The following is an 11676-nucleotide window of genomic DNA, read 5'->3' on the forward strand; positions in this document are numbered from 1 at the left end:
AAGTGATCAAGTCGGTCGCATTGGGGCTGACCGCCTGCTTTCTGCTCGCAGCCTGCGGAGGTGGTGAAGAGCCGGAGGAGCAGCGTGTGACGGCCGCGCAGCAGTGCGACGACACGCTTTCTCCCGAGGCGGCCCAAGCCCTTGAGGAGGTGCTGAGCACCAGGACATTCGATGACGCCCCGTCGGGTGGTCTGGCGCGTGTCGAGAAGCAGTTGATCGAGGACTACGCCAAGCGTGAGCGATGGTCACTGCACCCTCCCTTGTGCCGTGCCGGGGCGTCCGAAGGCACCGATCGGATCGACATCGATTTCGGCCTGTACTACGACGACGATCTTTTCGGCGATGCCCCCGCTCGGGGACTCCATCCGTACGCCATGGGACGGGAAGCTCAGTCCGGACCGAAAAGGGCGTACCTGTTCGTCACCTGCGTCAGTTCCCAGCTCAAGGGATCCGATCAGCGGCCGGCTCGCATCCGGGGGGCACTCAGGTTCAACAAGTCCAAGCTTCCCGACACCCCCGCCGTCCGCGAAGCCAACCTCACCGTCCTTCACTCCGTCACCCTCGCCGTCGTCAAGAAGCTCGGCTGCCGTGACAACGCAGGGCTGCCCGACAAGCCGGTCCTCACGCCCAAGTAGCAACGCGAAGCGGGGGTGGCTCTCCTGAGGAGAGCCACCCCCGCTGTCTGGAGACCGTGATCGGAATCGAACCGACGTAACTCGCTTTGCAGGTCTGTCCCCGCTGGTCAGGCCCGTGATCGGGACCGTTCGCTCCCGTTCATGGGTGTTCACCAGGCCCCTCCCGCGGGTCCCGCGCACGTCGGTGAACGCCCGCGGACGGCCGTGAACGAGACGGAAACTGAGACGGGCGCCGCGATGGCGATGTTCCGCTTACGGTCGCTGGTAGGGCGCAGGAGCTTCGTACGGCCCCTGGGTCTGAATGATCCCGTTCCCGTCCGGGCAGCTCTCGGGTGGCGACATACTCTGGTCATGAGGAAGTGGATACGCCGGGGAGCGTACGGGGTTGCTGCTGCGTTGCTGGTCTTGGGCTACGCGCTGCTGTTGTGGAAGGGCCCATGGTGGCTTGACGGAGCCCACCTGCGCACGCGGGATTTGCAACCGGCCGACGGCGTTGTGATCACGGGCTTCCGCACCATGATCGTGGCCCTCGGTGTGGCGGCGACAGCGGCAATCGGCCTGTACTACACGCACCGGAATCATCAGCATGCGCTCCAGCAGTTCGAGCACACACAGAAGAAGGACCGCGAGACTGCCGAGTTGACGCGCGAGGCTCAGGTAACAGACCGGTATGTCGAAGCCATCAAGCTCTTGGCGACCCAGGACGAGAAGGGTTCGCGTAGCGGCAGGCTTACCGAGCGGTTGGGGGGCATCTACGCTCTCGAACGCATTATGAGGGATTCGGCGAAAGACCATGACACGGTTGTGCAGGTGCTCGCAGCGTTCGTCAGGCAGCAGGCACCTCGCCCCGACCCAGAGTACGCGCTGGAGAATCATCACAGCGACGAGGAACCCCGCGGAGTGCCGGACGACGTCCAGGCCGCGCTCACGGTCCTTGGTCGGCGTCCCGAACGAACCGAGTCTCAGACGTTGGACCTTTCGTTCACGGCTTTGTACTGGGTTGATCTTTCGCACTCGCGCTTCGAAGGGGCCAGCTTCGCTGGAGCATTGTTCTATCGGGCGAATCTCACTGGCGCGAACCTTCGAGGGGCGCGACTCGAAGCAGCAGAGTTTTGGAAAGCGAAGACGAATGGAGCCGACATCCGGGGCGCGGACTTGGTGGGTGATGGGCTGTCGGCTGAGATGGATGTGGAGCAGCTCCTTGAGATGACTTTCGATCGAACCACCAAGATCCCCGATGCGCTGGCGCTGAAGTCGGAAGTGAAGAAGCTCCTCGACTCATAGCGGCGAGACGGCGCAGATGGATGAGTGATCCGGAGCCGTGCTCCCTCTGGAAGACTCTGGGATCGTCCTACTTCCTTCTTGGCCGCTGTCGCGGCTGATCCGCATCGCTGCCGCACACTCATAGCCGCAATGCTTGCCCCGGCCGACCTCATGTGGGGATCGGCCGGGTGCGGCGACTGCACAGACGGAGGCGGTCCCGTAGCCCGTTCGCTCCAGCTTTTCATGCAGCTATGGAGTGGAAGGCGACAGGTTGCACTGCCGGCCAGGCGCGCGCATCACCCTTCAGCGCCACGGCGACTTTCCTTCAGAGCGCGAAGCACGGTTGTAGCGTCACCGTCATACAGCAGGTGCGGCTCGTCGGCCTGAGGAGGAATGAACCGCTTGCGGTACCGCTGTAGGTCACTCTCCGAGAAGTAGATCGAGTTCGGATCATTGGCGTGGAACTCGTTGCGCCTGCTGACCCGTGCCCAGAGTTCGTCATGGCTGGCTGCCAGGTAGACGAGTACAGGGATCGCGCCCGCATCGACGGCGATCTCTCGCCACTTCGCCCGGTCCTCCGGAGTCCAGAAACCGTGGTCAACGACGACATCGTGACCCGCCTTGAGCTGCTCGCGGAGTTCGACCGCCACGTCTTCCAGCACCGGTCGCTCAAGGGTCGGGAAGATGCCCCGGGGGAAGTCCACTCCGTAGACACCATGCCGGCGGAACATCTCTTCGTCCGGACACAGCCGTTCGAACCCGCGAGCGGTGAGCGCGCGCGAGAGGGTGGTCTTGCCCGAGCCGGGAAGCCCGGCCATCAGGACGCAGAACGGCGGCCTTTTCAGCGTCACGAGACCTCCGATTCGGTGCGCCACGTCCGACCCGGTCCTCCCAGGTCGACGCCGTACTCCACGATGTTGCCCTCGTTGTCGACGAACTTTGCGGTCATCACAACTACGGGTTCTGTCGACAGGTTGTCGGGTTCCAGCTCCAAGAGCCGGGCGTATTCGGGCGTCAGCAGCGAGGCTGAGGCGCTGTCGATTCGGTGGCTGATCGGGTGGCCGGTCGCCTGAGCAATGAGCTGGAGGGAAGTTCCCCCCGTCAGTCGTTCACTCGTTGCCAGCTGAGGGATCAGCTTGCCGTACCGAGCGGGAATCCACGACGTGCTGTGAGCGACGATGCCGTGCCGATCCCTGTAGACGCGGCTACGGCGGATCACGTCAGAGCCGGGCGGGATGTCGAGCGCTTGTGCCACTTCCGCGGGCGCGGGCACTACGGCGGCCTGATGCGAGTCGGACCGTTCGCCGTCTCCCCAGCTAGACCCGGTGCGGCGCCCCCGGTCCTGTCGCTGGGACCCGGAAGACATCGGGGCCGGCGCGTCGAGGACCTCGGTGCCGATGCCGTGGATGCCCCGGACAAGACCCTCGTTGCGCAGCTTGCGCAGCGCCTTTTCCGCCGTCGCGGTGCTGACCTTCCACTCTTCCGAGAGGTTCTTGATGCTCGGCAAGAGCGTCCCGGGCTGAAGCTGACCGGACGTAATCAGCTCCGTGTAGTGGGCGGCGATCCTCGCGTAGGGCGCCCGATTGTCGGCCTGGCCTGCCATATCGCTCACTCCCTGTGGTGACTTCCCTGAGGTTCCCTAGCTTACCGCTTGACACCGCAGGGAACCCTAGGGAACCTTAGGGATGTGCCCGCCGGTCGGTTCGTCCGGTCAACGGGTTCAGGACCTCAATGCGCCCTGATTCAGGGGTCATTCGAGGTCAAGGGGCCCGGGATAGAGCGGGCCGAGGGTCCCGGTCCCTGGTCAACCGGAGGGCTTAGACCGAAAGGTCACGTCCCCATACGCCTTCGCCAGGCATGGCGGCTCTACCTGACACGGGAGTCGCAGACCTGAAGGGGACATCGCAGTACTCATCTCGCCGCAGCCGTCACGGCTGCGGCCGGTTGCCTCCTCTGCCCGTCTCGTGCGGGCGGGGTCGAGGGGAGCCGGAGATTCCTGGTTCTAACGGCGTGAGCCCCCGGTGCTCGAACACCGGGGGCTCTGTTCGGGCCGTTCCTCTCTGGAAGGAACACACCCAATGAAGTCCATCGCTGCACTTCAGGCCGTTGTTACGGCCGTCGCGTTCGACGGTGAGCCGTCGGGCGCGGAGCTGGACGCGATCGAGCAGGAGATGCCGCTGATCCTGGCGGAGGTCGACCTGCTCGACGTGGAGATCACCCTGCTGGACCGTCCGGTCACCGAGCTGGACGACCGGCGGCTGCGCCGGCACCGCAACCGGGTGCTGGCGGCCCGCCGGGACCTGACCAACCGCGCCGGTGTGGCGCTGGCCGGCGGTGCGGCGTGATGCACTCCGCCCGACTGGCATGCACCCGCATCTTCGGATGGGAGCTGTACGTCGTCGACGGCAGCGCCGACGCCAAGGACTGGCCCGCCCACGACTTCGCCCGCCAGGCCCCCATCCCGACGCTCGCCGAGCGGACCGAGGCGCTCGCCGCCCTCGGCTACGAGGCGGCCGGCAGCGAGTGGGAGTGGCAGGAACTCCGCAACGAGCCGACGGACGAGGTCGAGCTGCTCGCCTCGCTCGACGTCCTCCCGCTCGCAGGCGGGGGTGCGTCGTGACCGCCACGGGCAAGCCGCTGTCCCGGGTTCAGAAGTGGGTCTTGGGTGTCGCGTTCGTGCCGATGCTCGCCACGGGCGGCGCCGGCGCGTTCGGCACCTTCACCAACATCCGGGCCGCCTACGGCTCCGGCACCGCGGTGGGTGCGGTCGCGGCCGGTGAGGGCGCCACCGCCGTCCTGGCCGTCGTGTTGCTCGGTCTGACGCTGCTGGGGCAGTCCGCGCCGCTCGTGATCCGGGCGGGGCTGTGGGCTCTTCCCACCGCCGCCTCGGCGATGTCGGCGATGGCGGCCAAGACCCCGGGCGAGATGGTCATCTACGCGCTGACCCCGCTCGGCATGACCGCCTCGGCCGAAGGCGCCGCGTTCCTCGCCCGGCGGATCGTGGTCTACCGCGACGGTCGAGACGCCGAGGCCGAGCGCCGCTCGGCCGGCGTCGTGCAGGCCCTCGCCTATCACCGGGCGCGGGCCGCGAACCACCCCAGCAAGAAGGTTCAGTGGTGGTCCGAGCGGGTCTCGTGGAGGCTCGCGCGGAAGGTGGGCGCCGGTGACCTCGCGCTCGGCGAGCAGCTGCTCGACGTCCAGCGCCACCAGCTCACCGAGGGCGCCAACGCCGCCCTCGCCGCCATGTTCACCATCACGACCACCCCGACTGCCCCGGAGCTTCGCGCCGGACCGGTCGAGGCTCCGGCCGACATGACGGTGGAGCTGGAGGTCGATCGGTCTACCCGACCGGTCCACTCCGTAAATGCGGAGGAATCGACCCATACCAGCATGGAACGGTCTACCTCTGAGCAGCCCGTTCCGGCCCTGGAGCCGGTCCCGCTCGACCTCGACCCGTGTGACCTGTTCGAGCTGGAAGAGTCCACCCCGCCGCCCGTCGTGGCCGCGCCGGTGCAGTCGACCGGTCCGGTCGTGGTCCGCGCGGTGGCCGCCGAGCAGTCGACCCCGCGTCGGGTGACCCGTCGGGTGCCCGAGGCGGCCAAGACTCCGATGCCGCGTCGTTCGAAGGAGGAACTGCTCGCTGAGGCACGGCAGTTGACTGGGTCGTGGCCGGTTGAGCATCTGACGGCCGACCGGATCCGCAAGGCGCTGCGCACGTCCCCGGAGAAGGGGCGGTGGCTGCGCGACACGCTGAAGGCTGAGAGGCCGGCGGCGTGAGCGCGATCCCCGTCTACCCGTGGCGTCTCGCGCCGGAGGGGTTGGCGACGTTCCGGCAGCTTCGGGCGCAGGGTCTGCGCCCGGGTGGTCAGGACGTCGTCGCCCAGTTGGAGCGGCCCCGCCGCCGGCGCGGCCCGCTGGTCGCCTTCCTGTACCGGGTGGACCTGGCCCTGCCGGTCCGCCCGATGACCCCTGCGAAGTGGGCCGCCCTCGGCCGTGCGAACGCCGCGCGGCGGGTCTGCCCGGAGTGCGGGCGGGACGCGGGCTACCGCATCCCGTCGACGCTCGGCATGTGCACCCCTTGCGCCTACCCGGAGCAGGAAGCCGCCTGAGGACGGCCGCTAGGTCAGCAGGTCCACAACAAACCCCACGACCTGCATGACCCGGTACTTCAGCCGGTGCCACCTGCCACAGAACCGCTTCGGCGCCCACCACCGGCGCTGTTCGAGCGGCTGCCGGCACCACTTGCACGGCAGCGGATCGACCTCGATCTCTATAACCCCCATGCCGCGACTCTAGCGGCCGCCCACCAGGGAGAACCCTCGTGTTCGCGAGCCTGTTCGTGCTGCTCTACCTCGGTCACCTGCTGGCCGACTACCCCTTCCAGACCGACCACCAGGCCGCCCACAAGGCCGACCACAGCGCCGAGGGGTGGCGGACCAACCTCACGCACGCCGCTACCCATGTGGCCGCCTGCGGGCTCGCCCTCGCGGCCGGCGTTCTGCTGCTCGACGGTGTGAGCGTGAGCGTCCCGGCCACTGTGGTGGCGCTGGGGTGGATCGGCGGCACGCACGCGTTCATCGACCGCCGCTGGCCGATCCGCTGGTGGATGACCCACATGCGGCAGACCTCATGGGCCGAGCACGGCGGCGCCGCCCACGTCGACCAGACCGCCCACATCCTCGCCCTTGCCCTCGCGGCCCTCGCCCTGGCCGCCTGAACGGCAGTAAGGAGACCCCGGTCATGTCCAAGAACGACATCGCAGTCCGCTACCGCACCGCCGGCGGCGCCATCGTCACCGTCTACGGCAGCCACTTCGCGTATCTGGCCGAATGCGGCGGCTGCCGCGAGCGGTCGCACCTCAGCCGCGACCACAAGCGCTGGGCCCAGACCCACGCCGCCCGCTGCACGGCCCTGCCCCGCTGACGACAGGAGAAGTCCGGTGAACCACCCTCCCGAACCTGTCCGCGTCGTCCAGCTCCCGGACGGCACCTACACCTACGCCGACCACCTCCCCGCCATCCAGCCCGCCCCGGTGCCGCAGGTGGTCCACCAGCACATCCACCAGGCCCCGCCCGACCGGACGGTGCAGCGCATCGCGCTCGGTTCCGGGATCGGCGCCGGCACGGTCGCCGCCGGGGTCTACTTCGGCCCGCTGCTCGTCGGCGCGTTGACCGCGATCGCCGCGAACCTGGCCCTGCTCGCGTTCCTCGCCGTCGCTCTCGCCTGGGGCGTCCACACGGTCGTGAAGTCGGTCGGCGGCCCGGACGGCAAGGCGGCTGCCAAGACCCTCGCCCGTGCCCGCAGGAAGGGGAAGTGACATGTTCCGTGCCGGAGACGAGGTGCTGATCGTGGCCTGCGAGGACGACCCCCGTGCGGTCGGCAAGACGGGCCGGGTCCTGGACGAGGTTCCGCCCGGCCCGCTCACCGGCGGCCGCTGGACCGTCGACCAGGTCAGCTTCTGGATCGCCCCGGTCCTGGTCCACACCCACGAGATCCGCAAGGTCGACTGACGGCTGCCTGTCCGCCCCCGGCAAGTCCGGGGGCGGGCGGGGAGTCGGGACAGCCCCGGCCCCGGAAGGGAAGTCGTCGTGGCCAGCAAGAAGAACGAGCAGCCGGACCCGAACTACCCCCAGCTCACCGCGGGCGAGCACGCCCGGATCGCGTTGACCGTGGCCCGCATGGCGAAGCGGTCGATCGCGAGCGAGACCGTCTACCAGGGCGACCTGGAGCGCCGGATCGACCGCATCATCGACGGCGCCCGCGACCGCGCCGAGAAGAACGGCCGCAAGTAGCTGTGCCCCGGGGCGGCCGCCAAGCCGCCAAGCATCACCGGCCGCCCCGGGCCCTGCACCACCGCCCTTTCGAGCAGCAGCAGGAGACCAGCATGACCGAGAACGTCGTCCCTCTGTTCAAAGACCCCGCCCACGAACAGCCCGTGGAACCCTCGCCCCTGCTCACGGCCGTGCCGGAGCCCGCCCCGGGCCGGCCGGTACCGGTGTGGAAGCGGACCGGCCGGGCCGTCGTCAAGGTGGCCCGCCACGACCGCACCCGCACGGCGGGCCGCATCGTGGTTCGCCACACCTCCTACGTCCTCGGCGGGACCCGGATCGTCACCCGCCGCGCGTGGGACGGCCGCACCGGAGCCCGCTACGAACGCCTCCTGCGCGCCGCCGAAGCCGCGGGGAACTACGAGGCGGCCGGCGAGTGGGAGGAGCGGCTGCACCGCTTCCGGGCGGAGCGCCACAAGCGGCGCATGGACATGCTCGCCGCCCCGGAAACGCTCGTGAAGAACGCCGCCATCGGCGCGGCCGGCGGGATAGGCGCACTGGTCGCGATCGGCATCGCGCTGGCCATCGCCAACGGCGAGATCAGCGACGTGGTGACCCCGCTCATGGCCGTCATCAAGCTGATCCGGCTGCTCGTCGTCATCGTCCAGGTCGTGTGGGGCCCGGCCATGGTCGTCGGGCCGTGGCTCGCGCTCGCCGCCGTGTGGGCGGTCGGCCGGCAGCGCGGCGCCGCCCCGCAGTGGGCCCTCCCGGCCGGGAAGCGCGGAGACGACGCCGGGGCACCGATCACCCCGTCCATCGTGGTGACCGCCCTGCGGGACCTGGGGGTCGCTCCGCTCGCGCGGGCCATCAAGGAGATGGGCGACGCCGGCGCCGCGATGCTCGGCCCGATCCGGATCGCCGGATGCGGCGTGGAGGTCGACGTCACCCTGCCCTCCGGCGTGACCACGGAAGAGGTGCAGAACCGGCGCCGCAAGCTCGCCGAGAACCTCTCCCGCCACGAGCACGAAGTGTTCATCACCATCCCGACCGCCGCCCGCACCGTCCGGCTGTGGATCGCCGATTCCGGCGCGCTAGACGAGCCGATCGGCCCGTCCCCGCTCGTCACCGACGCGACCATGACCGCCAACTACAAGACCGGCAAGGCACCGTGGGGCCAGGACCTGCGCGGGGATGCGGCCATGCTCAGCCTGTATCAGCGGATGCTCCTGATCACGGGCCTGTCGAACCAGGGCAAGACCGCCGCCCTGCGCGCGCTCGCCCTGTGGCTCTCCCTCGACAAGACGGTTGAGTTCCGGATCGCCGACCTCAAGGGTGTGGGCGACTGGGGCATGTTCGACGGCCTGGCCACCGTCCTCATCCAGGGGCCGACCGACGAGCACGTCATCGACGCCACCGAGATGGTCGAGGGCCTGGTGGAGGAGATGGAACGCCGCATCCAGGCCCCGCCCGGCACCAAGTTCGACGCACTCGTCGGCATCGTGGACGAAGCGCAGGTCGCGTTCATGTGCCCGGCCGTCGACGACAACAAGCGCCAGTACGGCGGCTCCAAGGCCACGTCCCGGTACTTCATGGCCGCCCGCAAGGTCCACAACCAGGGCCGGGCCGTGAACGTGCTGCTGTGGGAGGGCACCCAGGACCCGACCGACCAGAACCTCCCCAAGCTCGTCCGCGAGGGCGCCCACACCCGCATCTCCCTCGCCCTCGGCACCGAGTCGCAGGCCCGCATGGCACTGGGCGACAAGGCCGTCGACGGCGGCGCCGCCCCGCACCTGCTCCGCCAGGGCCTCGACAAGGGCACCGTCGTCGTCGCCTCGGACGGCATCACCATCCCGGCCGGCCAGGCGTCCATCACCGTGCGGACCCACTACATCAACACCGACACCGCCCACACCGTCGCCGACCGCGCCAAGGCCCTGCGCGAGGGCGTCACCACCCTGACCGCGGTCGAGCAGCCGGCCACCGTGGTGGACCCGCTCGCCGACATCGCCGACGTCCTCGGCGACAAGCCGAAGATGCTCACCCAGGAAGTCCTGCAGCGGCTCGCCCAGAAGAACCCGGGCGAGTACCGCGAGTGGACGTTCCAGGACCTGCGCCAGGTTCTGGAAGCGGCCGACGCTGCACCCCGTAAGTCCGACGGCCGCATGGTCGTCGACGGTCTCCGGGTCGCCAACGCGCTCGCCCAGCGTGACGAAGAGGGTACCGGCACCGCCGCCCAGTAACAGGGAGGCGCCAGGGAGGCAGGGAGAACTCCCTAACCACCTCCCTGAACCCCCTCCCTGGCACTGACCTGCACAGACATCCCTCCAGGGAGGTAGGGAAGCACCCCAGGTCAGCCGCCTGAAACCCCCTCCACGGGGCTGTTCCGGGCCCGGCCTGCCTCCCTCCCTGCCCACAACCATCAGTCACGAGGAGTTACATGCTGCGCCTGCGTATGCGCGTGCAGGAATGGCCCCGCAGGGCCCTGATCCTCACCGACACGCCCCGACCGAACTGCCCCGACTGTCGGGGCGAGGGTGGGCATAACCGCGATTACGGCGACTACGAGACCGGCGAGTACGCCGGGACCGAGTGGGACCCCTGCCCCTGCTGGGACGAGGACCGCTCCTGGACCCTGCTCCCGCTCCCGCGAGTCCCGCGCTGGGGTCAGCCGCACGTCGACCCGTGGGGCAACGGCTACAACGACGAACCGCCCTTCTAGCCCATGGACGCCGTCCCGTACCTGAACTGGGGCGACGGTCGACACTTCGACAGGTTCAAGGACCTGCCCTGCTGCCTGTGCGGCAAGCCAACCCCCATGCGCTCCCACGCCGACGAGCCCGTCCACAAGGTGTGCGCTGAGGAGTGGAACGCGACCCACCCCGGTGAGCCCCGCCTCTACACGGTGCCCGACAAGAGGAGCCCGGATCGCCCGCAGCACGACGTCGGCACCTGGCGCTTCCACAACGACGGGCCCACCACCCCCGTCTTGTCCCGCCCGGTCGGCACCGCGACCTCACCGCACCGCGAACCGGACGACGACGGCGACCTCACCTTGTTCGCCGCCTAACAACGCCGAAGGCGGCCCCCTCACGCCAATGACCGGGGCCGCCCTCATCCACCCAACTAGTGGAGGTCACCAGCATGACCCATCCCGTCCCGATTCGGCGAGAGTGCGACGTTCTTGCCACTGCGCTTACGCTCGCTGCCGGCGGGTTGCCGGTGCTGCCGTTGAGTGCCGACAAGCGCCCGTTCGGCAACTGCCCCGACTGCCGGGACAACCGGTGCGGCGGGCGGCCGAACATGAAGACCCCCGGATCCTGCGTGTGCCCGCGTCCGTGCCACGGCTGGGCCGCCGCCACCCTCGACCCCGCCATGCTGTCCTCCGGCCCGTGGGTGACCGCATGGCGCCGCGCCGGGGCCGTCGCCTACCACCCCGGCGGCGCCGGCGTCACCGTCGTGGACCTGGACAATGCCGAGGCCGTCGCCTGGGCCCGCGCCACGCTGTCGCCGACCCGCATGGTGGCGACGACGCGGGGCGAGCATTGGATTTACTTCGGCACCGTGCGCTCGGTGAACGGCGTCCGCGAGGGTGTCGACATCAAGTCGACCATGTCCTACGTCCGTTGGCTCGGCCCTGGCACCGGCACCATGACCGCCGTGCCGCCCACCGTGCGCGCGCTCGCCGAGAAGGGGCCCGAGACCGTCCGGCCGGCACCGCGCATGGCCATCGTGGCCGCGCCCACCGGGGGCGGGGAATGCCGTCACCGCATGCCCTCCTACCTGGAGCGGGGTATCGCCATGGCGGAGCAGCGGATCACGGACGCCACCAGCGCGATCCACGCCACCGTGTACCGGACGTTCCTCGCGGTGCTGTCCGCCCACGGCCGGTGCGGCTGCCTCACCGAGGCGCACATCGAGCGGCTGTTCACCGCCGCGCAGACCAAGGGGGAGTCCCCGCGGCACTGCACGGACGCCTGGACCAACGCCCGAACCGCTCTGGGGATGTGACC

General features: G+C 69.4%; 18 protein-coding genes. 15 read left to right on the forward strand and 3 right to left on the reverse strand.

Features of this window, described 5'->3' with window-relative positions; genetic code table 11:
* Window positions 1-2 precede the first annotated feature (2 nt).
* Together ACFYU9_RS06385 and ACFYU9_RS06390 are read left to right on the forward strand one after the other, a co-directional pair.
* Window positions 3-635 (forward strand): hypothetical protein, encoded by a 633-nt coding sequence (locus ACFYU9_RS06385; RefSeq protein ID WP_389343144.1) that lies wholly within the window; start codon window positions 3-5, stop codon window positions 633-635.
* Between the two features lie 351 nt (window positions 636-986).
* Entirely contained in the window at window positions 987-1919 is a 933-nt protein-coding gene (locus tag ACFYU9_RS06390; protein ID WP_389343146.1) for a pentapeptide repeat-containing protein, read from the forward strand.
* A gap of 275 nt (window positions 1920-2194) precedes the next feature.
* On the opposite strand, the gene ACFYU9_RS06395 is transcribed toward ACFYU9_RS06390, so the two are convergent.
* Entirely contained in the window at window positions 2195-2716 is a 522-nt protein-coding gene (locus tag ACFYU9_RS06395) for an AAA family ATPase (protein WP_389344119.1), read from the reverse strand.
* 29 nt (window positions 2717-2745) lie between these two features.
* A complete protein-coding gene (locus ACFYU9_RS06400; protein ID WP_389343148.1) occupies window positions 2746-3501 on the reverse strand; it encodes a GntR family transcriptional regulator in 756 nt (251 codons plus the stop codon).
* 475 nt (window positions 3502-3976) lie between these two features.
* Here ACFYU9_RS06400 and ACFYU9_RS06405 point away from each other — a divergent pair, with 475 nt between their 5' ends.
* The 4 genes from ACFYU9_RS06405 to ACFYU9_RS06420 are packed head-to-tail and all read left to right on the forward strand — an operon-like array spanning window position 3977 to window position 6007.
* A complete protein-coding gene (locus tag ACFYU9_RS06405; RefSeq protein WP_389343151.1) occupies window positions 3977-4243 on the forward strand; it encodes a DUF6284 family protein in 267 nt (88 codons plus the stop codon).
* Window positions 4243-4518, forward strand: a complete 276-nt coding sequence (locus ACFYU9_RS06410) for a DUF6303 family protein (RefSeq protein WP_389343154.1) — start codon at window positions 4243-4245, stop codon at window positions 4516-4518. The genes ACFYU9_RS06405 and ACFYU9_RS06410 overlap by 1 nt, the downstream gene beginning before the upstream one ends.
* Window positions 4515-5675, forward strand: a complete 1161-nt coding sequence (locus ACFYU9_RS06415) for a conjugal transfer protein (RefSeq protein WP_389343157.1) — start codon at window positions 4515-4517, stop codon at window positions 5673-5675. The genes ACFYU9_RS06410 and ACFYU9_RS06415 overlap by 4 nt, the downstream gene beginning before the upstream one ends.
* Window positions 5672-6007, forward strand: a complete 336-nt coding sequence (locus ACFYU9_RS06420) for an RRQRL motif-containing zinc-binding protein (protein ID WP_389343160.1) — start codon at window positions 5672-5674, stop codon at window positions 6005-6007. Before ACFYU9_RS06415 ends, ACFYU9_RS06420 begins: the two co-directional genes overlap by 4 nt.
* 9 nt (window positions 6008-6016) lie before the next feature.
* On the opposite strand, the gene ACFYU9_RS06425 is transcribed toward ACFYU9_RS06420, so the two are convergent.
* A complete protein-coding gene (locus ACFYU9_RS06425; protein ID WP_389343163.1) occupies window positions 6017-6181 on the reverse strand; it encodes a hypothetical protein in 165 nt (54 codons plus the stop codon).
* A gap of 38 nt (window positions 6182-6219) precedes the next feature.
* On the opposite strand from ACFYU9_RS06425, the gene ACFYU9_RS06430 reads away from it, so the two are divergent.
* The 9 genes from ACFYU9_RS06430 to ACFYU9_RS06470 all read left to right on the forward strand — a co-directional run bounded on the left by ACFYU9_RS06430 (window position 6220) and on the right by ACFYU9_RS06470 (window position 11674).
* Window positions 6220-6615 (forward strand): DUF3307 domain-containing protein, encoded by a 396-nt coding sequence (locus ACFYU9_RS06430; RefSeq protein ID WP_389343166.1) that lies wholly within the window; start codon window positions 6220-6222, stop codon window positions 6613-6615.
* A gap of 23 nt (window positions 6616-6638) precedes the next feature.
* Entirely contained in the window at window positions 6639-6821 is a 183-nt protein-coding gene (locus ACFYU9_RS06435; protein WP_389343169.1) for a hypothetical protein, read from the forward strand.
* A gap of 16 nt (window positions 6822-6837) precedes the next feature.
* Window positions 6838-7215, forward strand: coding sequence for a DUF6251 family protein (locus ACFYU9_RS06440; protein WP_389343172.1), 378 nt, complete (start codon window positions 6838-6840; stop codon window positions 7213-7215).
* A gap of 1 nt (window position 7216) precedes the next feature.
* Window positions 7217-7408, forward strand: a complete 192-nt coding sequence (locus ACFYU9_RS06445) for a hypothetical protein (protein WP_389343175.1) — start codon at window positions 7217-7219, stop codon at window positions 7406-7408.
* A 78-nt stretch (window positions 7409-7486) separates the two neighbouring features.
* Window positions 7487-7690, forward strand: a complete 204-nt coding sequence (locus ACFYU9_RS06450) for a DUF6257 family protein (RefSeq protein ID WP_389343178.1) — start codon at window positions 7487-7489, stop codon at window positions 7688-7690.
* A 92-nt stretch (window positions 7691-7782) separates the two neighbouring features.
* The gene (locus ACFYU9_RS06455) at window positions 7783-9906 is read left to right on the forward strand and encodes an ATP-binding protein (RefSeq protein WP_389343181.1); all 2124 of its coding nucleotides are present in this window, start codon (window positions 7783-7785) and stop codon (window positions 9904-9906) included.
* A 197-nt stretch (window positions 9907-10103) separates the two neighbouring features.
* Complete coding sequence (locus ACFYU9_RS06460) at window positions 10104-10385, forward strand: hypothetical protein (RefSeq protein WP_389343184.1); 282 nt, start codon at window positions 10104-10106, stop codon at window positions 10383-10385.
* Window positions 10386-10388: 3 nt separating this feature from the next.
* The gene (locus ACFYU9_RS06465) at window positions 10389-10733 is read left to right on the forward strand and encodes a hypothetical protein (RefSeq protein WP_389343187.1); all 345 of its coding nucleotides are present in this window, start codon (window positions 10389-10391) and stop codon (window positions 10731-10733) included.
* A gap of 74 nt (window positions 10734-10807) precedes the next feature.
* On the forward strand, window positions 10808-11674 hold the full coding sequence (locus ACFYU9_RS06470; RefSeq protein WP_389343190.1) for a bifunctional DNA primase/polymerase: 867 nt from the start codon (window positions 10808-10810) through the stop codon (window positions 11672-11674).
* Window positions 11675-11676 lie beyond the last annotated feature (2 nt).

Origin of the sequence: Streptomyces sp. NPDC004327, from assembly GCF_042873935.1 — a bacterium.
GTDB lineage: Bacteria > Actinomycetota > Actinomycetes > Streptomycetales > Streptomycetaceae > Streptomyces.

What these genes read in the sequence shown, in the direction of transcription:
- ACFYU9_RS06390 (WP_389343146.1), top strand. Translation starts at nt 987, where the DNA reads ATGAGGAAGTGGATACGCCGGGGAGCGTACGGGGTTGCTGCTGCGTTG.
- ACFYU9_RS06395 (WP_389344119.1), bottom strand. Translation starts at nt 2,716, where the DNA reads ATGGCCGGGCTTCCCGGCTCGGGCAAGACCACCCTCTCGCGCGCGCTC.
- ACFYU9_RS06400 (WP_389343148.1), bottom strand. Translation starts at nt 3,501, where the DNA reads ATGGCAGGCCAGGCCGACAATCGGGCGCCCTACGCGAGGATCGCCGCC.
- ACFYU9_RS06405 (WP_389343151.1), top strand. Translation starts at nt 3,977, where the DNA reads ATGAAGTCCATCGCTGCACTTCAGGCCGTTGTTACGGCCGTCGCGTTC.
- ACFYU9_RS06410 (WP_389343154.1), top strand. Translation starts at nt 4,243, where the DNA reads ATGCACTCCGCCCGACTGGCATGCACCCGCATCTTCGGATGGGAGCTG.
- ACFYU9_RS06425 (WP_389343163.1), bottom strand. Translation starts at nt 6,181, where the DNA reads ATGGGGGTTATAGAGATCGAGGTCGATCCGCTGCCGTGCAAGTGGTGC.
- ACFYU9_RS06435 (WP_389343169.1), top strand. Translation starts at nt 6,639, where the DNA reads ATGTCCAAGAACGACATCGCAGTCCGCTACCGCACCGCCGGCGGCGCC.
- ACFYU9_RS06445 (WP_389343175.1), top strand. Translation starts at nt 7,217, where the DNA reads ATGTTCCGTGCCGGAGACGAGGTGCTGATCGTGGCCTGCGAGGACGAC.
- ACFYU9_RS06455 (WP_389343181.1), top strand. Translation starts at nt 7,783, where the DNA reads ATGACCGAGAACGTCGTCCCTCTGTTCAAAGACCCCGCCCACGAACAG.
- ACFYU9_RS06460 (WP_389343184.1), top strand. Translation starts at nt 10,104, where the DNA reads ATGCTGCGCCTGCGTATGCGCGTGCAGGAATGGCCCCGCAGGGCCCTG.
- ACFYU9_RS06465 (WP_389343187.1), top strand. Translation starts at nt 10,389, where the DNA reads ATGGACGCCGTCCCGTACCTGAACTGGGGCGACGGTCGACACTTCGAC.
- ACFYU9_RS06470 (WP_389343190.1), top strand. Translation starts at nt 10,808, where the DNA reads ATGACCCATCCCGTCCCGATTCGGCGAGAGTGCGACGTTCTTGCCACT.